At 69.0% G+C, this 18216-nt stretch carries 23 protein-coding genes; 13 read left to right on the forward strand and 10 right to left on the reverse strand.

The window, feature by feature from the left end:
* Window positions 1-2 precede the first annotated feature (2 nt).
* A complete protein-coding gene (locus ACSQ9E_RS30320; RefSeq protein WP_369819435.1) occupies window positions 3-749 on the forward strand; it encodes a tRNA-uridine aminocarboxypropyltransferase in 747 nt (248 codons plus the stop codon).
* A gap of 11 nt (window positions 750-760) precedes the next feature.
* Here the strand turns inward: ACSQ9E_RS30320 and ACSQ9E_RS30325 are convergent, their stop codons facing one another.
* Window positions 761-1594 carry a hypothetical protein gene (locus tag ACSQ9E_RS30325; protein ID WP_057200673.1) on the reverse strand — a complete coding sequence of 278 codons (834 nt, stop codon included), beginning with the start codon at window positions 1592-1594 and terminating at the stop codon, window positions 761-763.
* 153 nt (window positions 1595-1747) lie between these two features.
* Between ACSQ9E_RS30325 and ACSQ9E_RS30330 the strand changes: the two genes are divergently transcribed.
* The 3 genes from ACSQ9E_RS30330 (at window position 1748) to ACSQ9E_RS30340 (ending at window position 3505) form a co-directional block, all read left to right on the forward strand.
* Window positions 1748-2626: a PA4780 family RIO1-like protein kinase gene (locus ACSQ9E_RS30330; protein WP_436219971.1), complete on the forward strand. Its 879-nt coding sequence runs from the start codon at window positions 1748-1750 to the stop codon at window positions 2624-2626.
* A 54-nt stretch (window positions 2627-2680) separates the two neighbouring features.
* Window positions 2681-3184, forward strand: coding sequence for a GNAT family N-acetyltransferase (locus ACSQ9E_RS30335; protein ID WP_436219972.1), 504 nt, complete (start codon window positions 2681-2683; stop codon window positions 3182-3184).
* A 69-nt stretch (window positions 3185-3253) separates the two neighbouring features.
* A complete protein-coding gene (locus tag ACSQ9E_RS30340; protein WP_057200676.1) occupies window positions 3254-3505 on the forward strand; it encodes a hypothetical protein in 252 nt (83 codons plus the stop codon).
* A 10-nt stretch (window positions 3506-3515) separates the two neighbouring features.
* Here ACSQ9E_RS30340 and ACSQ9E_RS30345 read toward each other — a convergent pair whose 3' ends face one another.
* Complete coding sequence (locus ACSQ9E_RS30345; protein ID WP_436219973.1) at window positions 3516-4424, reverse strand: DMT family transporter; 909 nt, start codon at window positions 4422-4424, stop codon at window positions 3516-3518.
* A gap of 70 nt (window positions 4425-4494) precedes the next feature.
* Entirely contained in the window at window positions 4495-5322 is an 828-nt protein-coding gene (locus ACSQ9E_RS30350; protein ID WP_436219974.1) for a helix-turn-helix domain-containing protein, read from the reverse strand.
* A 108-nt stretch (window positions 5323-5430) separates the two neighbouring features.
* Between ACSQ9E_RS30350 and ACSQ9E_RS30355 the strand changes: the two genes are divergently transcribed.
* Window positions 5431-6003, forward strand: coding sequence for a DUF1439 domain-containing protein (locus tag ACSQ9E_RS30355; RefSeq protein ID WP_436219975.1), 573 nt, complete (start codon window positions 5431-5433; stop codon window positions 6001-6003).
* 58 nt (window positions 6004-6061) lie between these two features.
* Here the strand turns inward: ACSQ9E_RS30355 and ACSQ9E_RS30360 are convergent, their stop codons facing one another.
* Entirely contained in the window at window positions 6062-7030 is a 969-nt protein-coding gene (locus tag ACSQ9E_RS30360) for a LysR family transcriptional regulator (protein WP_436219976.1), read from the reverse strand.
* A gap of 125 nt (window positions 7031-7155) precedes the next feature.
* Between ACSQ9E_RS30360 and ACSQ9E_RS30365 the strand changes: the two genes are divergently transcribed.
* Entirely contained in the window at window positions 7156-7941 is a 786-nt protein-coding gene (locus ACSQ9E_RS30365; RefSeq protein WP_436219977.1) for an SDR family oxidoreductase, read from the forward strand.
* Between the two features lie 94 nt (window positions 7942-8035).
* The gene (locus ACSQ9E_RS30370; RefSeq protein ID WP_436219978.1) at window positions 8036-8908 is read left to right on the forward strand and encodes a hypothetical protein; all 873 of its coding nucleotides are present in this window, start codon (window positions 8036-8038) and stop codon (window positions 8906-8908) included.
* A gap of 12 nt (window positions 8909-8920) precedes the next feature.
* On the opposite strand, the gene ACSQ9E_RS30375 is transcribed toward ACSQ9E_RS30370, so the two are convergent.
* Together ACSQ9E_RS30375 and ACSQ9E_RS30380 are read right to left on the reverse strand one after the other, a co-directional pair.
* Window positions 8921-9433 carry an SRPBCC family protein gene (locus tag ACSQ9E_RS30375; protein WP_057200682.1) on the reverse strand — a complete coding sequence of 171 codons (513 nt, stop codon included), beginning with the start codon at window positions 9431-9433 and terminating at the stop codon, window positions 8921-8923.
* A 149-nt stretch (window positions 9434-9582) separates the two neighbouring features.
* Window positions 9583-10557: a LysR family transcriptional regulator gene (locus ACSQ9E_RS30380; RefSeq protein ID WP_436219979.1), complete on the reverse strand. Its 975-nt coding sequence runs from the start codon at window positions 10555-10557 to the stop codon at window positions 9583-9585.
* Between the two features lie 298 nt (window positions 10558-10855).
* On the opposite strand from ACSQ9E_RS30380, the gene ACSQ9E_RS30385 reads away from it, so the two are divergent.
* Window positions 10856-11722, forward strand: a complete 867-nt coding sequence (locus ACSQ9E_RS30385; RefSeq protein ID WP_436219980.1) for an oxidoreductase — start codon at window positions 10856-10858, stop codon at window positions 11720-11722.
* A gap of 18 nt (window positions 11723-11740) precedes the next feature.
* Here ACSQ9E_RS30385 and ACSQ9E_RS30390 read toward each other — a convergent pair whose 3' ends face one another.
* Complete coding sequence (locus ACSQ9E_RS30390) at window positions 11741-12499, reverse strand: SDR family oxidoreductase (RefSeq protein ID WP_436219981.1); 759 nt, start codon at window positions 12497-12499, stop codon at window positions 11741-11743.
* A 114-nt stretch (window positions 12500-12613) separates the two neighbouring features.
* Here ACSQ9E_RS30390 and ACSQ9E_RS30395 point away from each other — a divergent pair, with 114 nt between their 5' ends.
* Window positions 12614-13510: a LysR family transcriptional regulator gene (locus ACSQ9E_RS30395; RefSeq protein WP_057200686.1), complete on the forward strand. Its 897-nt coding sequence runs from the start codon at window positions 12614-12616 to the stop codon at window positions 13508-13510.
* Here the strand turns inward: ACSQ9E_RS30395 and ACSQ9E_RS30400 are convergent, their stop codons facing one another.
* Together ACSQ9E_RS30400 and ACSQ9E_RS30405 are read right to left on the reverse strand one after the other, a co-directional pair.
* Entirely contained in the window at window positions 13511-14026 is a 516-nt protein-coding gene (locus ACSQ9E_RS30400) for a hypothetical protein (protein ID WP_057267146.1), read from the reverse strand.
* Window positions 14027-14051: 25 nt separating this feature from the next.
* Window positions 14052-14786, reverse strand: coding sequence for an NIPSNAP family protein (locus ACSQ9E_RS30405; RefSeq protein ID WP_436219982.1), 735 nt, complete (start codon window positions 14784-14786; stop codon window positions 14052-14054).
* A 121-nt stretch (window positions 14787-14907) separates the two neighbouring features.
* On the opposite strand from ACSQ9E_RS30405, the gene ACSQ9E_RS30410 reads away from it, so the two are divergent.
* Entirely contained in the window at window positions 14908-15894 is a 987-nt protein-coding gene (locus tag ACSQ9E_RS30410) for a helix-turn-helix transcriptional regulator (protein ID WP_436219983.1), read from the forward strand.
* A 6-nt stretch (window positions 15895-15900) separates the two neighbouring features.
* Here the strand turns inward: ACSQ9E_RS30410 and ACSQ9E_RS30415 are convergent, their stop codons facing one another.
* Window positions 15901-16566, reverse strand: coding sequence for a TetR/AcrR family transcriptional regulator (locus tag ACSQ9E_RS30415; protein ID WP_057267153.1), 666 nt, complete (start codon window positions 16564-16566; stop codon window positions 15901-15903).
* A gap of 106 nt (window positions 16567-16672) precedes the next feature.
* On the opposite strand from ACSQ9E_RS30415, the gene ACSQ9E_RS30420 reads away from it, so the two are divergent.
* From ACSQ9E_RS30420 to ACSQ9E_RS30430, 3 genes are read left to right on the forward strand one after another with little or no spacing between them, the layout of a single operon-like run.
* The gene (locus tag ACSQ9E_RS30420) at window positions 16673-17107 is read left to right on the forward strand and encodes a VOC family protein (RefSeq protein ID WP_057200691.1); all 435 of its coding nucleotides are present in this window, start codon (window positions 16673-16675) and stop codon (window positions 17105-17107) included.
* A gap of 29 nt (window positions 17108-17136) precedes the next feature.
* Window positions 17137-17484: a GFA family protein gene (locus tag ACSQ9E_RS30425; RefSeq protein WP_057200692.1), complete on the forward strand. Its 348-nt coding sequence runs from the start codon at window positions 17137-17139 to the stop codon at window positions 17482-17484.
* Between the two features lie 23 nt (window positions 17485-17507).
* Window positions 17508-17996 (forward strand): DUF1579 domain-containing protein, encoded by a 489-nt coding sequence (locus ACSQ9E_RS30430; protein WP_057200693.1) that lies wholly within the window; start codon window positions 17508-17510, stop codon window positions 17994-17996.
* Window positions 17997-18216 lie beyond the last annotated feature (220 nt).

The raw sequence follows: 18216 nt of genomic DNA on the forward strand, positions 1-18216 counted from the left end.
CCATGCCCGTGCCGGCGATGCCCCACGCCGTGTCGCGCCTGCGTGCGGCGCGCCTGGCGCGTGCGGCCAAGCCTTTTCTCGCCCGGGGCGGACCGCGCGGCGAGCGCTGCCCGGGCTGCCGCCTGGTGCCCAGCCACTGCCTGTGTGCCCTGCGTCCGCTGCTCACTCCGCAGGCAGGCGTGTGCCTGCTGATGGCCGACATCGAGCCGCTCAAGCCCAGCAATACCGGCTGGCTGATCGCCGACGTGGTGGCCGACACCTGGGCCTTCGGCTGGGCGCGCACCGAGGTCGACCCAGCCCTGCTCACCCTGCTGGCCGATCCGCAGTGGCAGCCCTGCGTGGTGTTCCCCGGCGAGTTCGTGGCGCCCGAGCGCGTGGTGACGGCGGTGGAGCCGGTGCAGGGCGGCAGGCGCCCGCTGTTCATCCTGCTCGACGCCACCTGGCCCGAGGCGCGCAAGATGTTCCGCAAGAGCCCTTACATCGATGCGTTTCCGGTGCTGAGCCTCGCACCCGAGCAGCTCTCGCGCTACCGCCTGCGCCGCTCCACGCGCGAGGACCATTTCTGCACTTCCGAAGTGGCCGCGCTGTGCATGGAGCTGGCGGGTGAGACCCACGCCGCGCAGACGCTCGAGGCCTACCTCGACGTGTACACCAACCACTACCTGCAGTCCAAGCACCAGTTGCCCGTGGACCTGGGCGACGAGGTGCACCAGCGCCTGGAGACGCTGCGCCTTCCAGCGCGGGCCTGACTCGCCAGCCTTTACTTCGTGGCGCCTGCAGCGGCGCTGCGCTCCTTGACCGACTGGGCAATGCCGTCGGGCTGCAGGTAGGCGCTGCACGACTGGTACAGCGCAAACTTCTTTTCTGCCGAGGATCCGACAAGTTCGGCCGAGACGAGGGGTGCCGACTTTTTGAGCTCGTCCCTATGGAAGCTGCCTTCTGCGGGGTACAGCTCCACGGCAGCTTCGAGCATGGCCGCGGCGGCGGTGCGCATGCCCTCCTGCTTGCCTTTGGCCACCGTCAGCGACAGCCCGTTGAACACATTGCCGCAGCGGATCAGCTCGATGGCCACCGCCTTGCGCGCGCCATCGGCCTGTGCCGGGGCACCCATGCCATAGGTGCCATCAAGGTACGCCCATTCGTCCAGCGGCGGCATGTTGGCCGTGCAGGCGCCCTGGTAGGTGCCCAGAAAGGCGTTCTTCATCTCCAGGTCACCCGCAGCGTCTGCCATTCGGCTGTCGATGACGATCTGCTCGCTGTTGGCATGCACGGTGAACTGGTACTGGTGCCGGGCGTCCTTGCTGCGCGGGTCCGTGCACGCGGCTTTCCAGGTCTCGTGGCCCACCATGGGCTTCGCCGATTCGGTGACGGTGCAGTCCATGCCGCGTTCCTTCATCGCCAGCTTCCAGGTCGGGGCTGTGAGCTGGTCCATCTGCTTGCGGCTGACGCAGACTGCCGCAGTGCCGGGCGCTTGGGCATAGGCCCCCTCCCGGAACCCCGGTGCCGCATGCGACGCCAAGGCCAATGCCGACAGGCCTGCGAGCACAGCGCCCTGCCATGCCGGGGTGAAAAAGGGGATCGCGAAATGGTGCACGGCGTGGTGTCCTGGAGGTGTCTGGCGGTGGGCGGTGTGCAGCGATTGTCGTGCACGGCCAGGCCGCTCCGTGGGGCCGTTGGGACGGCGGGAGCAAGGGCTGCTGCCTGCCCGGCGACAATGGGGAGGTATCCCATCTTCAGCACAGGCCCGATGAAAGCACCCCCCAGACTCCAGTCCCTCATCGAGGAAGGCCTGATCGACACCGTGGTCCGCCAGCTCATGAGCGGCAAGGAGGCCATGGTCTTCGTGGTGCGCAGCGGCGACGACACGCGCTGCGCCAAGATCTACAAGGAGGCCAACAACCGCAGCTTCCGCCAGGCGGTGGACTACACCGAGAACCGCAAGGTCAAGAACTCGCGCTCGGCCCGCGCCATGGCCAAGGGCAGCAAGTTCGGCCGCCAGGAGCAGGAGGCCGCCTGGCAGAGCGCCGAGGTGGATGCCCTCTACCGCCTGGCCGCTGCCGGGGTGCGCGTGCCGCAGCCCTACAACTTCCACGATGGCGTGCTGCTGATGGAGCTGGTGACCGACGCCCACGGCGATGCGGCCCCGCGCCTGAACGACGTGGCCTTCACGCCCGAGCAGGCGCGCGCCCACCACGCCACGCTGATCGCCGAGGTCGTGCGCATGCTGTGTGCGGGCGTGGTGCATGGCGATCTGTCGGAGTTCAACATCCTGCTGGCGCACCTGCCCGGTGCCGATGGCGAAGAAGGCTCGGACGGCCCGGTCATCATCGACCTGCCGCAGGCCGTGGACGCGGCCGGCAACAACCATGCGCCGCGCATGCTGATGCGCGACGTGGCCAACCTGCGCGACTTCTTCGGCCAGTTCGCGCCCGAGCTGCTGGCCACCCAGTACGGCCCCGAGATCTGGAGCCTGTACCAGAGCGGGCTGCTGACCAACGAGACGCCGCTCACCGGCATCTATGCACCAGAGCACGCCGATGTGGACATGCAGGGCGTGCTGCGCGAGATCGAGGACGCTCGCGCAGAAGAAACGGCGCGCCGCCTGCGCATGGCGACACCGACTTAGGGGCCGGCCTCGGGCACAATCGGCGCCCCCTGCCATTTGTTAGCCCTCGCCGCCATGCCCATCCACATCCGCCACTTCCACCCGGGCGACGCACCTGGATTGCGTGCCCTGTTCCATGCCGCCGTGCATGGACTGACCGGCGCGCAATATTCCCAGGAGCAGCGTGATGCCTGGGCGCCAATGGCGTACGACCTGGAGCAGTGGACCGCACGGCTGCGGGCCAACCAGCCCTTCGTTGCTGAAGCGGCATCGGACACCGGCACGGACATCGCCGGTTTCTCCGACCTGCAGGCCACGGGCTACATCGACCATTTCTTCGTTGCCCCGGCCCGTGCGGGCCAAGGCGTGGCGCGTGCACTGATGGCCCACATCCATGCCCAGGCAGCGTTGCGCGGCATTGGGCGCCTGTGGGCCGACGTGAGCCTCACGGCCGAGCCGTTCTTTGCACAATGCGGTTTTGCAGTGGAAATGCGCCAGCAGGTGGAGCGCCGTGGCGTGGTTCTGGCCAATGCGCGCATGGCCAAGATGCTGCAAGGCGCCGGTGCGGTGGGACAATAGCGGGGTTGGCCCTGCCCCGGTGCCCCACTTTTCTACCACCCCCCATTCCAAGAACGGCAAGGCTTTCCCATGAACAAACCCCACGAACGGCAGACCGAGCTCAAGCCCATGGAGCTGTGCGATTCCTGCAAGGGCATCCAGCGCAACTGGCGCCGCGCCCCCGGCCACGCCGAGCTGGTGCAGCGCGGCAACCGCAAGGAAGACCGCGACCATGGCCAGGTCACGTTCACCCGCTACCAGTGCGACCGCTGCGGCACCGCCTGGGAGTATGAGAACGACAAGACCAACCTGCACGCAGGCTGGTCCGTTGTAGGGCGCTGAGCGCGCGTCTTCAATCCCCGGGCCCCCGCGCCGCGGGCAGCGAGGCCAGCAGCAGGGCCGCCACCACGCAGCCCAGGCCCAGCCACTGCCAGCTGCGGATGGATTCACCGAGGAACACCACCGACAGCAGCAGCGCCGCCACCGGCAGCCACACGGTAGCCAGCGATGCGCGCACGCCACTGGTGCGGGCGCTGCCCGCGTACCAAAGCAGAAAACCGCCCACGGTGGGCACCCAGGCGTAGTACAGCACCCCGGCCAGCGCAGGTACCGTGAAGGTGGAGGGCGATGCCTGTGCCACCAGCCATGCCGGCAGGGCCGAGAGCAGCAAACCCCCCGCCGACATCAGCGTGGACAGGGCCAGCGCCGGGATGGGCTGCGACAAGCGCTTGTTGGCCAGGATGAACACTGCCTCGCAGGCCACGGCTGCCAGCACCAGGGCAATGCCCGCCAGCCGGGTGCTGGTGCCTCCTGGGGGCGCGCTCTCGGGCGCCAGGGCCACGGCCATCACCCCGGCGGTGGCCAGCGCAATGGACAGCACCAGCCTGAGGCCCGGCCGCTCGCCCAGCAGCAGTGCCGAGAACAGGGCGGCCGCCGCAGGCAGCGTGCCGGCCACGATGCCCGCATCCGAGGCACTGGCGAGTGACACCCCGAGGATCAGCAGCACCGAGTAGCCCACGCTGCCCGCCGCCGCCTGCAGGGTGAGCAGCAGCGCGTCGCGCCGGCCCACCCACGGCAGCCGCTGGCCGTGCCAGCGCATCAGCGCCAGAAACACCGGCAGGGCCAGAGCATGGCGCAGCACGGTGGCCGCAAAGGGCTCGATGTCCTGTGCGATGACCTTGCTGACCACCACCGTGCTGCCCACCAGCACCATGGCCAGGCTGCACAGCAGCTGGCCTTTCCATGATTCCGAGATTCCCATCGCATACCGCCTTGCCTGTGTTGTCAAACTGCAGGCAGTGTGGATTCCCGGGCGCGAAGGGTCTTGAACGTTATAGCGGCAGCGGCCGGCGCCGCCTTCCCGCCGTGGCCTGCTGCCAGGCACCGGGCGTGAAGCCAAACTGCCGCGCGAAGATGCGCGTCATGTGGCTCTGGTCGGCAAAGCCGCAATCGGCTGCGGCATCGGCCAGCCTGGAGCCGCGCAGCACCAGGTTGCGGGCACGCTCGGCGCGCTGCTGCAGCAGCCAGGCATGGGGCGGCAGGCCATAGGCCTGGGTGAAGCGGCGCAGCAGTTGGTACTTGCCCAGACCCACCATGGCGGCCAGTTGGGTGAGCGTCGGCGGTGCCTGCGAGGTATTCGCCAGGCAGTCGCGCACGCGGCGCAACTCGGCCGAAACGTCGGCGCCGGCTGCATGCAGGCGCTGCGCATTGGCATGGCGGCACAGCAGCAGGGCACAGGTGTGCACCAGGGCTTCCTCGCAGGCCAGGGCGGCTACGCCCGTGCTGTGCTGCGGCGTGGTACCGCCGTGCGCCAGCCGCTGCAGCAACTGGTGCAGGGCGTCGCGCAGCGCCGTATCGTGCTGGATCACCGGGCGGGCCAGGGCCAGCCCTTGGGGCGATGCCGTGGCCAGGTCGCCGGCCATGGCGTGCAGCACCTGGGGCTCCAGGTAAACCATGCGCCAGCGGCGCGATGGGCCGCCCAGCGGCTGGCCGTCATGCACCTCGCCGGGGTTGGTGGTGATCAAATCGCCTGCATAGGCATCCACCGGGCCACGCCCGCTGGCCGAGCTCTGCGCGCCATCGTCGAGCAACCCCAGGCCATAGACGGCATGCCAATGCCTGCCATAGTGGCGGGAACTTTCGATGTGCGTGCTGTACACACCTTCCCAGGGTGAGCCGAAAACCTGGCATGTATGGGCGGGCGCTGCGGGTTTCATCTGGCCATTATTGCCAACCGCTGCACTGCCACACCCCCAAGGAGCCAACGAATGCATCGCCGATCCTTTCTTGCTGCAGGGGCGCGCCATGGCGCACTTGGTAGCCTTGCGCTGGTGGCCGTCCGCGGCGCTCAGGCCCAGCCGGCCTACACCGTCTCTGCCGAGCAATTGCAGGAGGCGGTGGCGCAACGCTTTCCGCTGCGCTATCCCATGGCGGGCCTGGTGGACGTGGATGTGCAGGTGCCACGCCTGTCGCTGCTGCCCGAGAGCAATCGCCTGGGCGCCGCATTCGCGCTGAAGGCCGCAGGCCCGGCGCTGCGGCGCAGCCATGGCGGCACCCTGGAGGTGGAGTTCGCCTTGCGCTACGAAGCCAGCGACCGCAGCCTGCGGGCCCACCAATTGCGCGTGGGGCGGCTGGATTTCCCCAGCCTGCGGCCGGAGGTGGTGGCCATGCTCAACAGCTATGGCCCTGCCCTGGCCGAGCAGTCGCTGCGCGAGGTGGTGCTGCACCGGCTGCGCCCGCAGGACCTGGGCGTGCTCGACGGCCTGGGAATGCAGCCCGGTGCCATCACCGTGACGCCCAGGGGCTTGTCCATCGCGTTTGTGAACAAGCAGGCACCGTGACGGGGCCTGGGCCTTTGCGCCCCGAATCGCTGTGCGCAAGGCCGTGCGCGCCAGCCGCCTAGGCCTTGCGCCTCGGCGAGGACGGCGCAGGGGCGGCCAGCGCCAGATCACCCCGCACCCGCTGTGCAAACCCGCGCTGCCCGAACTGCTCGATGATGAAGTCCACGAACACCCGGGTGCGCGCGGGCAGCAGCTTCTTGTCCGGGTAGTACAGCGAGGTGGGCCCGGCATCGGACCACCAGCCCGGCAGCAGACGCACCAGGTCGCCGCTGGCCAGCCAGGGCTGGGCAAAGGGCATGGGCAGCAGGGCCACGCCCAGGCCCATGAGCGCGGCCTGGCACATGGCCTCGGGGTCGTCGAAGACGATGCGCGGGCGCAGCTCGGCCGCAGCCGCATCGCCCGCCTTGTTGCGCAGCGTGGTGACGTGGATGCGCCCGGTCTGGATCGAGCGGCGCGCAATGCCGTCCCACTGCGCCAGATCGGAGGGATGGCGCGGTGCCTTGCGGCCCTGCAACTTCGCGCGTGACGCCACGGCCACGATGTGGATGGTGCCCAGCGTGCGCGCCACCATGCCGGGGTTCAGGTTCAGCCCGCCGCCGATACCCGCATCGAAGCCCTCGCCGATCAGGTCCACCTGCCGGTTCTCGAAGCGCCAGTCGGGCTGGATGGCCGGGTAGCGCGCGAGGAACTCGCCGAGCAACGGCACCAGGTAGGCACGGCCGAAGGCCTGCCCCATGCTCACCTTGAGCGTGCCAGCCGGCTGGCGGTCTGTCTCGGCCGCGTGCTCCACGGCGTCTGCCAGGGTCGCCAGCGGAGTGCTGATCTGCTGCAACAGGCGCAGGCCGCCCTCGGTCAGCACCAGGCGCCGCGTGCTGCGCTGAAACAGGCGCACGGAGAGGTTGGCCTCCAGCCGCGCCACGTTCTTGCTCACGGCCGCAGGGGTCAGGCCCATGAGCCGTGCAGCGGCCGAGAAGCTGCCGGACTCGGCGGACTTGACGAAGGATTCGAGGTGGCTGAGCGGTTGCATGCTTGTTATTTTCAACCCATGGTTGAAATCAGTACAGCCCATTCATGGCTACCGGCAATGCAATGGTTCCCAGACACTGCAGGTGTTGCCAGTGCATTCACTGGTCCACTTACCGGAGTTTCACCATGTCTGTCGCTTCTTCTGTCTCCCCTGCTTCCACCACCGGCGTCCTGGCTGGCAAGGCCGCCTTCGTCACCGGCGGTTCGCGCGGCATCGGTGCCGCCATCGTGCGGCGCCTGGCGCGTGATGGCGCTGCCGTGGCCTTCACCTACACCAGCAACGGGGCACCTGCCAAGGCCCTGGCTGCCGAGATCGAGGCTGCCGGCGGCCGCGCGCTGGCCCTGCAGGCGGACAGCGCCGATGCGGCGGTCCTCACGGCCGCCATCGATGGTGCCGCACGTGAACTGGGCCGCCTGGACATCCTCGTGAACAACGCCGGTGTGGCGGTGATGGGGGAGGTCGGCAGCGTCACGCTGGAAGACCTGGACCGCACCCTCGCCGTCAACGTGCGCGGCGTGTTCGTGGCCACCCAGGCCGCCGTGCGCCACATGGGCCAGGGCGGCGCCTATGGCCGCGTCATCACCATCGGCAGCACCAACTCCGATCGCCTGCCCTGGGCGGGGTTCAGCGTCTACGGCATGAGCAAGGCCGCCATCGTCGGGCTCACCAAGGGCCTGGCGCGCGACCTGGGGCCGCGCGGCATCACCGTGAACAACGTGCAGCCCGGCCCGGTGAACACCGACATGAACCCCGCTGACGGCCCCATGGCCGGCGACATGCACGGCATGATGGCGGTCAACCGCCATGCCGACCCGGCCGAGATCGCTGGCATGGTGGCCTACCTCGCCGGGCCTGAGGCCGGCATGGTCACCGGCGCCAGCCTGCTGATCGATGGCGGTTTCGCCGCGTGAACAGGCGCCCTCCGGGTCGCTTCGCGATTTCCCTCTGAGGGGGGCGCTGGCCCGGGCCTATATAGTGGCCTACCAATCCATCTGGGACCTTCCCGTGCACCACCTCCTTCGCCCCTTGCGCCCTGCGCGTACCACCGCAGTGGTGTCGGCCGCCCTGATGGCCGCCGTCACCACCCATGCCGTCACACCCGCCGAGTCCGGCTACGTGGGCGAGTACCGGGGCGGTTCGGTGGACACCGTGGCCCAGCTGGCGCTGCTGGACGACAACACCTACTGCTTTGCCTTCACGGGCGGTGCGCTGGACCTGTTGGCCGCAGGCCGCTGGAAGGCGGAGGGCGGAGGTATCCGGCTGCAACAGGTACGGCAGGAGCAGACCCTGTTCCCCGCGTTTTCCAGCAAGGTGGAGGCGCAAGGGGCCATGGTGGAGTTCGACTTCCATGGCTACACGCTGTCCAATGCCCGCGCGCCGGTGTTCGCGGTGTCGGCGGACGACAAGGTCCCCGCCACGCTGCGCCCCCTGTTCACCGAGGGCAACAGCAACTGGTCCGAAAGCTACAAGCTGCCCGCCATGCCTGCCGAGTCGGTGCGCTATTTCTACCTGGGTGACCTCGTGGAAGAGAGCCCCGGCAAGCCGCCGGTGGTGAAGGTGGTGCAGTACCGGCTGGAGAGCGGCAACTCCGTGCGCGTAGGCTTCGACGAACTGCAGGCCATGCCCCTCATGGACCAGCGGGCCGAGCTCAAGGGCCAGATGCTGTTCCTGTCTGGCAGCCGCCTGGGCCAGCGCCGGCCCTTGAACGCGGAGGTGCTCAAGGCGGTGCGCGGTGGCTGCATCGATCCCGCATTGAAGCCCGGTGTTCCACGTCCGCTCAAGCCAGGCCAGAACAGGGGCCTGGAGCCTGTGAAGACCTTCACCGTCAGCCCTTCAGCCGTTCAGGGCAAGCCCTTTTTCGAAGCCAAGGCCAACTGACAGACTGTCTGGTCAGGCCGATAGTGCGGCTCCCACCGGGGTGTGGGGCGCCGTCTCGATCTGCGCCTTGGCCAGGCGCAGTGCCTTGCGCATGTAGCCGCGCCACAGCACGCTGGCCAGCAGCCACAGCACCGGAGCCGCCCACTTCGAGCGGGCGTGGAAGGCATGGCGCCAGCGCACCGTGGTCTGCGTGCCGCCGGCCTGCGGGTCGAACCACCAGGCGCCGTCCGCCCCCGTGGCCAGCCAGCGCAGCACGCCCGTGAAGCCGCTCACGGTGTAGGCGAAGTACTGGGCCGGGCGGTAGTGCTTGAGCCCCTCCTGCGCGCTGCTGCCATCGGACATGGCCACCGTGCGCGTCTGCCCCGGCGCATCCCAGGCACCCGTCTGGTCGCGCGTGCCCGTCACCGCCGGCAGGGGGCCGTAGCCGGTGAACAGCGTGGTGGGGTCGATGGGCGCGATGTGACCGAATGCCTGCGCGGGCGAGGCCTTGATCTGCGTCTGGACCGTGGTGGCAAAGGTGGTCATGGGGCGTTGTCCGGTTCGTGCCTGGGGGGAGTGAACCGAATGTATTGTGGAAGCCCGAAACGATAAATACCGTTTTTCACAACGGACTGTTTGCCAAACCGTGAACAATTGCCCCTTTCCGCAGCGAAAGAACCATGTGCAAGGCCGGTTCAGGTGGCGGGTTGTCGTCGCCGCCGGGGTTTCCGGGCTGTTGCGGCCAGTTCCTGCGCGCTCAGGCTGAACACCGGGTTGTCTGCCAGCATTTCCACCGCCAGGTCAATGAAGGCGCGCACCCGCGCCGGCTGCGCCGCACGGCTGCCGTAGTACACGTACAGGCCCAGGTGCTGCGGGACGAAGTCGGTGAGCACCGGCACCAGTTGCCCGCTGCGCACCAGCGGGGCGGCCGTGACACCCACCAACTGGCCGATGGCATGGCCACCCAGCACGGCGCGCGCCTCCAGCTCGATGTCGTTGGCGCAGAAGGCGGGCGGGATGGCGTGGGCCACGATGTCCTCGCCCACGCGGAACTCCCAGGGCATGGGCTTGCCCGTGGTCGGGTGGCGAAAGCCGCTGCAGCGGTGCTGTGCCAGATCTTCGATGCGCGTGGGCGTTCCATGGCGCGCCAGGTAGTCCGGCGTGGCGCACACCACCAGCTGCAGCCAGAGCAGGCGCCGGGCAATCACCCCGCCCTCGGGCGGGTAGCCCGAGCGAAAACCCACGTCCACCCGGTCCTCAACCCAGTTGCCGATGCGGTCCTCGAGCTGAACGTCGGGCTCCACCAGCGGGTAGCGGCGCACGAATTCGTCGACCACGGGCCAGATCACCTCCAGCATCATGGAGCGCGGCGCAGTGATGCGCAGCGGCCCGGCGATCTCCTCGCGCCCGCGCCGGGCGCCGTGCACGGCGCGCTGCAGTGTGGCCAGCCCGGGCTGGGCGGCGTCGAGGAACTGGCGCCCCTCCTCGGTCAGGCTCAGGCTGCGGGTGGTGCGGTGGAACAGCCGCACGCCCAGGTGCGATTCGAGCTGCCCCAGCGCCAGGCTGGCCGCCTGCGGCGTGATGCCCTGGGCTGAGGCCGCCTGGCGCAGGCTGCCCAGCTCGGCCGCCTTGGCAAAGGTGGAAATCGCACGCAGTTCGTTGATGGCCATGAGAGTTCTTTCAGCTGTTTACGAAGCCCTGCAGTCCGTGAAACTGACGCGGCCAAGGCCAGTGCCCCCGTGCAAGGGCCGCCCCGCCGCACTGGGGGCGTCCCCCTCCCGCTTCGCGCAGCGAGGCGAGAGAGGGGTGAAGGCGCGAAGCGACTCAGGGGGTGGCAAGTTTTACTTGTGAATGAATCGAGTGATTATGGGCTAGTGCGATGGCAATGGCGTGCCTACAGTTCATCCCCATGGCAACGCACCGCGTCTGCCGGAACCCCGAAATTCATTCTTTCCAAGGACTTCTGCAATGACCGCTCACACTTCATCTTTCTCCCGCATCTGGCTGATTACCGGCGCCTCGCGCGGCATCGGTGCCCGCATTGCCGAGGTCGCGCTGGCCCAGGGCGATGCCGTGGTCGCCACCTCACGCAGTGCCGAGTCCATCACGCGCCGCCTGGGCGCCAGCGATGCGCTGCTGCCCCTGGCCCTGGACGTGACAGACGAGGCGCAGGCCCGCCACGCCGTGGGCGCGGCGCTGGAGCGCTTCGGCCGCATCGACGTGCTGGTCAACAACGCGGGTTACGGCCTTCTGGGTGCGGTGGAAGAGGCCACCGCCGACGAGGTGCGCCGCCTGTACGAGACCAATGTGTTCGGCCTGCTGAACGTGACGCGCGCCGTGCTGCCTTCCATGCGCGCACGCCGCGCCGGCCATGTCATCAACATCTCGTCGCTGGGCGGCGTGCAGTCCGCCGCAGGCTTCGGGGTGTATTGCTCGACCAAGTTCGCGGTGGAAGGCATCACCGAGGCGCTGCACGCCGAACTCGCGCCACTGGGCATCCATGCCACGGTGGTGGAGCCGGGCTACTTCCGCACCGAGTTCCTTGACACGGCCTCGCTCTCGGTGTCCCCGCTGGTGCTGGAGGACTACGCCCCCAGTGCCGGCGTAATCCGCGAAGCCGCTCGCCGCATCAATCTGAACCAGCCCGGCGACCCTGTGCGCCTGGCCCAGGCCATGATGCAGCTGGTGGCCAGCCCCACGCCGCCGCTGCGCCTGCCCCTGGGCACCGACACGCTGCAGACCATTGCCGACAAACATGCCTTCGTCGAGAAGGAAACCGCGCAGTGGCGTGCGCTGGCGGCGTCGACGGACTTCCCGGTGCAGGCTGCGGCCTGAGCCTGCACCGACGGTGGGTCAGACCATGCCGCCGTTGGCGCGCAAGGTTTGCCCGTTGATCCACGCGCCATCGGGCCCGACCAGGAAGGACACGGTGCCCGCGATGTCGTCCGGCGTTCCAAGGCGGCCCAGCGGGCTCATCTGCGCCAGGCGCTCCACCAGCTCGGGCGTCTTGCCGTCGAGGAACAGGGCGGTGGCCGTGGGGCCGGGGGCCACGGCGTTCACGGTGATGTTCTTGCCGCGCAGCTCCTTGGCGAGGATCAGCGTCATGGTTTCCACTGCGCTCTTGGTGGCGGCGTATACCGCGTAGCCCGGCATGGCGGTGCCGACCACGCTGGTGGAGAAGTTGACGATGCGCCCGCCCGGCTCCAGCCGGCGCGCGGCCTCGCGCAAGGTGTTGAAGCTGCCCTTGAGGTTGATGGCGATCAGCCGGTCGAAGGTGGCGTCGTCGGTATCGGCCAGGTGCGGCGTGTGCGAGGGCATGACGCCCGCGTTGTTCACCAGCACGTCGATGCGTCCGAAGGTTTCGCTGGCCAGGTCGAACAGGCGCGCCACGGCGGCGGCATCGGCCACGTCGGCCTGCACGGCGATCGCCTGGCCGCCCGCTGCGGTGATCGACTGGGCCACCACCTCGGCCTCGGCTGCGCTGCCCGCGTAGTTGACCACGACGTTGAAGCCGTCGCGCCCCAGGCGCTGGGCAATGGCGGCGCCGATGCCGCGCGAAGACCCGGTGACGATGGCGACGGGGCGGTGGGTGGATGTGTCGTTGGCGGCCATGAAAACTCCTGAACGGTGGTGATGGGTGTATTGTTCTGTTGGCGGCGGGTTTGATAAACACCCGTTGATTGCCATGACTGTTCAATAAACGCCAACAATCAAGCCCTGCTCCCCATGGACCGATTCGACGCCATGCGCCTGTTCACCCGCATCGTGGAGCTGGGCAGCTTCACGCAGGCGGCGGAAGACCTGCAGCTGCCCCGCGCCACGGTGACGCTGGCCGTGCAGCAGCTGGAAAAGCGCCTGGGCGCGCGCCTGCTGCACCGTACCACGCGCCATGTCGGGCCGACGCAGGACGGCGAGGCCTACTACGCGCGCTGCCAGCAGCTGCTGGCCGACCTTGATGAGACCGAGGCGGCGTTCGCAACGGCCGGCCAGCACCCCAAGGGCAAGCTGCGCGTGGACCTGCAGGGTACCCTGGCCCGCTATTTCGTGCTGCCGCGCATCGGCGAGTTCTTTGCACGCTACCCCGGCGTGGAGCTGGAGCTGGGGATGGGCGACCGCCTGGTGGATCTGGTGCGCGAGCGCGTGGACTGCGTGATGCGCGGCGGCGAACTGGTCGACTCCAGCATGGTCGGCCGCCGGGTTGCACAACTGGCCCAGGTGACCTGCGCGAGCCGCGCGTACCTGGCGCGCCATGGCGTGCCGCGCACCGTAGAGGAACTGCGCGGCCACCGCGCGGTGAACTACCTGTCGTCGCGCACGGGCAAGCCCATGCCGCTGGACTTCGTGGTCGATGGCGTGCCGCGCAGCGTGCAGCTCAAGGGCGCGGTGTCCGTGACCGATGCGTTTGCCTATGTGGCCTGCTGCACGGCCGGGCTGGGGATCATCCAGGTGCCGCGCTACCACCTGGAGCCGCAGCTGGCCGATGGCAGCCTGGTCGAGGTGCTGGTCGACTGCCGCCCCGCACCCATGCCGGTGACCGTGCTCTACCCGCACAGCCGCCAGCTCTCGCCGCGCGTGCGCGTGTTCGTGGACTGGCTGGCCGAGGTGATGCAGAACGCGCGCTGACTACGCCGGTGGGCGCGAGAACTCCATGACCCAGTTCGTCTCCCACGTGCAGCCCTCGTCGTCGGAGAAGGCCTGCTGCCAGCGCGGAGTGCCGGTGGCGAGGTTTTTCGTCCACTCGAAGCGCACCAGGACCGACCGGCCCTCGAACAGCTCCTGGCCAAAGAACACGCCCTGGTCCGTGCCCGCGAAGCCGCCACTGACGGGCGGCCGCAGCAGGCCCGTTGCCGTGTCCAGGCCTCCCGTCACGTTATCGAGCCAGTAGATGCTCCAGCGCCGTGCCTCGGGGTTGAACAGGCGCAGGGCCATGCCCACGTAGCCGGCATTCCAGGCCTCGGGGATGAAGTCATCGCAGTTGCCGATGCCACCCGACAAGGGGCGCGCGGTGCCCGTGGCCTCGAAGGTTTCCCAGTCGGTGCAGCCCGCAAGCCGCTGCACGAGCCGGGTGTTGCGGATGCGCCAGGGGCCCATGAGAAAGTCGAAATCGTGGACATCGCCAGTGGGTGGGGTGATCGGCATGTGGTGTCTCCGGGATGTGTGTGCGTCATGCGTGCAGGGCCGAACGCGCCGTGGGCTGCAGCCGGTGGGCTTCGGGCGCACGCGCCAGCCAGGGCGCCAGGCCCGGTTCCACATCGCGTTGCCACGCTCCGCCCTGCGCAAAGGCGTCCAGCGCGCCGGCATCGTCGAACAGCGCCAGGCCCAGCAGCACGGGCTCGCCCTCGCGCACCGGCAGGCGGGGAAAGGTGTTGGGGCTCGCTTCACTGGCATACCAGGCGGTATTGCGCGCACCACCCGCGCGCAGCGTGGGGTCCATGCGCTCGCGGCAGTGGTCCAGCAGCGCGGGCGTTGCAGGCTCCTTGAGGTAGAACACCGTGGCATCGAGCAGGCCCGGGGCCGGGCCGCTGGCACCGGGGGCCGCACGTTCGGCGGGCAGGTCCGCCGCGGCGCCCGGCCATGCGGGGCGCAGCAGCAGCACGTTGTCCGAATCGACCATGGTGGCGTTGGCTGCGTCGCTATGCGCAGCCCACACCGGGCCGCTGTAGAACGCTTCGAGCGCCCGCTGGCGCGCCGCCATGTCGGCAAAGCCGCGCAGCCAGGCGAACAGGTCCGGCCGCTCCAGGTCGCGGAACTGGCCGATCACGCGTATGCCCTCGCGCTCCTGGCTTTCGAGGAACTCGCGGTCGAACAGGTCAATCAGCACATCGCGCTGGCCGGGGTGCAGGGTGTACTGGCGCAGTTCGACGATGGCGCAGTCGGCAATCGAGGGGGTGGTGGGCATGCGGGGCTTCCTTGGATCAAGAAAAAGAGAGAAGCCTGCAGTCTGCGGCGCAATACCTGCCAAGGCATGGCAGGTATTCGCTGCATACTGGTACCAGTCGCTTTTTCGTTCCTTTCTCTCCATGCGTGCCAGCCGCCTGTTGTCCATCCAGATGCTGCTCGAAACCCGGGGGCGCATGAGCGCGCAGGCGCTCGCCGATGCGCTGGAGGTCTCGGTGCGCACGCTGTACCGCGACGTGGACCAGCTCACGGCTGCGGGCGTTCCCATCTTTGCCGAGCGCGGGCGCCATGGCGGCTTTGCGCTGCTGCCGGGCTGGAAGACCACGCTGACGGGGCTCACTCCGTCCGAGGCACAGGCCGTGTTCCTGAGCGGCTTGCCTGGCCCGGCCGGCGACCTGGGCCTGGGCGATGACGTGGAAGGCGCACGCCTGAAGCTGCTGGCCGCGCTGCCTGCACCCTGGCGCGAAGACGCCCAGCGCGTGAGCGACCGCCTGCACCTCGACCCGGTGGACTGGTACCGCGAGAGCGAGCCCACGCCCCACCTGGCCACCGTCGCTGCCGCCGTCTGGAGCGGCCAGCAACTGGCCCTGCGCTACGATAGCTGGGCCGACACGGTGGAGCGCGCCGTGGGCCCGCTGGGCCTGGTGCTCAAGGCGGGTGTCTGGTACCTGGTAGCGCAGCCGGTGGACAAGGCCTCCGACGGCGCAGGGCCGCGCACCTACCGCGTGTCCAACATCCGCGCGGCGGCGGCGCTCACCACGCCTGTGCGGCGACCGGCGCGCTTTGACCTGCCCAGGTATTGGGACGAGTCCATCCGCCGCTTCGAATCGGGCCTGTACACCGGCGAGGCCGAACTGTTGGCCACGCCGGCGGGGCTCAAGGGCCTTGCCGCACTGAGCAGTGCCGTTGCGCGGGCGGTGGCAGCGGCCCCGCCCTCGCGCCGCAAGGACGGACGCGTGGCGCTCACGATTCCCATCGAATCGGTGGCCCACGCCTGCGGCCAGCTCATGCGCCAGTCGCCCGAGGTGGAGGTGCTGCGGCCGGCCGCGCTGCGGAGCGCCCTGGTGGAGCGCATCGAAGCCACGGCGCGGCTTTACGGCCTGCGCTGAGCCGCGCTACAAACCGCGTTCCACCATGTCCAGCAGCCGCTGGCCCAGCAGCTGCAGCATGTCGGCGGGCGTGCCGCGCAAGGGCCCGTCGATGCTGAGCAGGGCCATGCCGTGCACGGTAGACCAGGCGAGGTACTCGGCGCCCTGGCGGCGCTCGGGTGGCAGGGCGCCAGCGGTCACCAGGTCGTCCAGCGCGGCCGACAGGTGCTCGAAGGGGTTCAGGCCCGTGAGGCCGCCCATGGCGGGGTCGGGGTTCTGCTCCACGCTGAACTGGCCGCCGAAGGCGGTGCGGAACAGCCCCGTCTCGGCATGGGCAAAGCGCATGTAGCCGGCCCCCACGGCGCGCACCCGGGCATGGGCCTGTTCGGTGGGCGTGCCGCCCGTGGGCACGTCGGCCATCTCGGCCTCCATGGCCTGGGCCACGGCGGCCACGGCGGCGGCGCGCACCGCCGCCAGCAGGTCCTGCCGGTTGGCGAAATGGCGGTAGGCGGCATTGGGCGCCACACCTGCGCGGCGCGTGGCTTCGCGCAGTACCACGGCGTCGGGCCCTCCCTGGCGCGCCAGTTCGATGCCGGCGTCCAGCAGGGCGCGGCGCAGGTCGCCATGGCGGTAGGTGCTGCGCGGCGAGGATGGGCTGCCTGGTGTGGCGCTGTTGCGGGTGGTTACGGACATCGGGATTTCAATGTGGACACTGTTCATTATCTTTGGTATTGTTTGTGAACGGTGTCCACAATGCATGGATGTCCGCTTTTGACCCACCTACCCAAGGAGATCCGCCATGAAAGTCGAGCCGTATCTGTTCTTCGAAGGCCGCTGCGAAGAGGCCCTCACGTTCTACCGCACCGCCCTGGGTGCCGAGGTGACCATGCTCATGCGCTACAAGGACAACCCCGAGCCCGCCGCCGGCCCGGGCTGTTCTGCCGACGGCAGCCCCGGCGCAGGGCCCCAGCCCGAGATGGTCATGCACGCCTCGTTCAACGTGGGCGACACCCAGGTCATGGCGTCGGACGGCATGGGTTCGGGAAAGCCCAGCTTCCAGGGCATCTCGCTGTCGCTGAGCCCCGAAACCGAGACCGAGGCCAAACGCCTCTTCGATGCGCTCGCTGCGGGCGGCCAGGTGCAGATGCCGCTGGGCAAGACCTTTTTCTCGCCCGCCTTTGGCATGGTCGCCGACCGCTTTGGCGTGTCGTGGATGGTGGTGGTGCCCCAATGACGGACGCCTCCGCACCAGGAGCTGGACCCGTGCGGTACCGGGGAAGCTGCCACTGCGGCAAGGTGGCGTTCGAAGTGGAAGGCACCATCGACAGCGCTTTGGCTTGCAACTGCACCATGTGCCGGCGGCGCGGCTCGCTGCTGTGGTTCGTGCCGCACGGCCAGTTGCGGCTGACCACCCCCGAGGCGAACCTGGCCAGCTACACCTTCCACAAGCACGTCATAGAGCACCGCTTCTGCCCGGCCTGCGGCATCCATACCCATGGCGAAGGCACGCACCCCGCAGGCCACAAGATGGCGGCCGTGAACCTGCGCACGCTCGACGGCGTGGACCTCGACGCCATCCCCGTGCACCACCACGATGGCCTGGCCATGTAAGCCAGCCCCCAAGGAGACTCCCCATGCTGAATCCCGAACCCCAGGCGCAGCACCGCTGGCTGCAGCAGTTGCTCGGCGACTGGACCTGCGAATCCACCTGCGACGCTGGGCCCGGTGAGCCGCCCATGACCAGCACAGGCACCGAGCATGTGCGCCAGCTCGGGGAGCTTTGGGTGCTGGGCGAAGGCACGGGCACCATGCCCGGCGGCGGCGACGCGCGCATGCTCATCACCCTGGGCTACGACCCCGAGAAGGCGGTCTTCATCGGCACCTGGGTCGGCTCGATGATGGCCCATATGTGGGTCTATTGCGGCACGCTCGATGCCACCGAAAAGGTGCTCCCGCTCGAGACCGAAGGCCCGAGCTTCGCCGGCGACGGCAGCACCGCTAAATACCGCGACACCATCACCCTCCTGGGCCCCAACGAGCGCACATTGACCTCCTCCACCCAGCAGCCCGATGGCAGCTGGAAGGAATTCATGAAGGCGACATACCGCCGCAAGGCCCCCTGAGCCTGCACCCGACATGGCGTGGCGGCGGGCGTGGCCGCCGCTCTGGGCGGGCTGGCGCTGCGTTGCCCGCCGAGGGCGCGCAAACGGTGTTCGCGTGAAGTGAGGGCGCTGCCAGCGGGCCGGTGCGCTTGTCCCTAGAATCGCGCGGTCAGCCCGCAGATTGTCCTGCGGCATGCACCGCACCGTTCCACCGCTGGCACTTCTGTGGCGCTGCAATGTC

Source organism: Acidovorax sp. LjRoot118, from assembly GCF_964253575.1.
Taxonomy (GTDB): Bacteria; Pseudomonadota; Gammaproteobacteria; order Burkholderiales; family Burkholderiaceae_C; genus Acidovorax.

Bases quoted from the DNA above. Each gene is read 5' to 3' on its own strand.
- ACSQ9E_RS30340 (WP_057200676.1), top strand. From the start codon at position 3,254: ATGAACAAACCCCACGAACGGCAGACCGAGCTCAAGCCCATGGAGCTG.
- ACSQ9E_RS30330 (WP_436219971.1), top strand. From the start codon at position 1,748: ATGAAAGCACCCCCCAGACTCCAGTCCCTCATCGAGGAAGGCCTGATC.
- ACSQ9E_RS30365 (WP_436219977.1), top strand. From the start codon at position 7,156: ATGTCTGTCGCTTCTTCTGTCTCCCCTGCTTCCACCACCGGCGTCCTG.
- ACSQ9E_RS30395 (WP_057200686.1), top strand. From the start codon at position 12,614: ATGGACCGATTCGACGCCATGCGCCTGTTCACCCGCATCGTGGAGCTG.
- ACSQ9E_RS30380 (WP_436219979.1), bottom strand. From the start codon at position 10,557: ATGGCCATCAACGAACTGCGTGCGATTTCCACCTTTGCCAAGGCGGCC.
- ACSQ9E_RS30355 (WP_436219975.1), top strand. From the start codon at position 5,431: ATGCATCGCCGATCCTTTCTTGCTGCAGGGGCGCGCCATGGCGCACTT.
- ACSQ9E_RS30345 (WP_436219973.1), bottom strand. From the start codon at position 4,424: ATGGGAATCTCGGAATCATGGAAAGGCCAGCTGCTGTGCAGCCTGGCC.
- ACSQ9E_RS30415 (WP_057267153.1), bottom strand. From the start codon at position 16,566: ATGTCCGTAACCACCCGCAACAGCGCCACACCAGGCAGCCCATCCTCG.
- ACSQ9E_RS30410 (WP_436219983.1), top strand. From the start codon at position 14,908: ATGCGTGCCAGCCGCCTGTTGTCCATCCAGATGCTGCTCGAAACCCGG.
- ACSQ9E_RS30335 (WP_436219972.1), top strand. From the start codon at position 2,681: ATGCCCATCCACATCCGCCACTTCCACCCGGGCGACGCACCTGGATTG.
- ACSQ9E_RS30385 (WP_436219980.1), top strand. From the start codon at position 10,856: ATGACCGCTCACACTTCATCTTTCTCCCGCATCTGGCTGATTACCGGC.
- ACSQ9E_RS30420 (WP_057200691.1), top strand. From the start codon at position 16,673: ATGAAAGTCGAGCCGTATCTGTTCTTCGAAGGCCGCTGCGAAGAGGCC.
- ACSQ9E_RS30400 (WP_057267146.1), bottom strand. From the start codon at position 14,026: ATGCCGATCACCCCACCCACTGGCGATGTCCACGATTTCGACTTTCTC.
- ACSQ9E_RS30320 (WP_369819435.1), top strand. From the start codon at position 3: ATGCCCGTGCCGGCGATGCCCCACGCCGTGTCGCGCCTGCGTGCGGCG.
- ACSQ9E_RS30375 (WP_057200682.1), bottom strand. From the start codon at position 9,433: ATGACCACCTTTGCCACCACGGTCCAGACGCAGATCAAGGCCTCGCCC.
- ACSQ9E_RS30405 (WP_436219982.1), bottom strand. From the start codon at position 14,786: ATGCCCACCACCCCCTCGATTGCCGACTGCGCCATCGTCGAACTGCGC.
- ACSQ9E_RS30430 (WP_057200693.1), top strand. From the start codon at position 17,508: ATGCTGAATCCCGAACCCCAGGCGCAGCACCGCTGGCTGCAGCAGTTG.
- ACSQ9E_RS30390 (WP_436219981.1), bottom strand. From the start codon at position 12,499: ATGGCCGCCAACGACACATCCACCCACCGCCCCGTCGCCATCGTCACC.
- ACSQ9E_RS30360 (WP_436219976.1), bottom strand. From the start codon at position 7,030: ATGCAACCGCTCAGCCACCTCGAATCCTTCGTCAAGTCCGCCGAGTCC.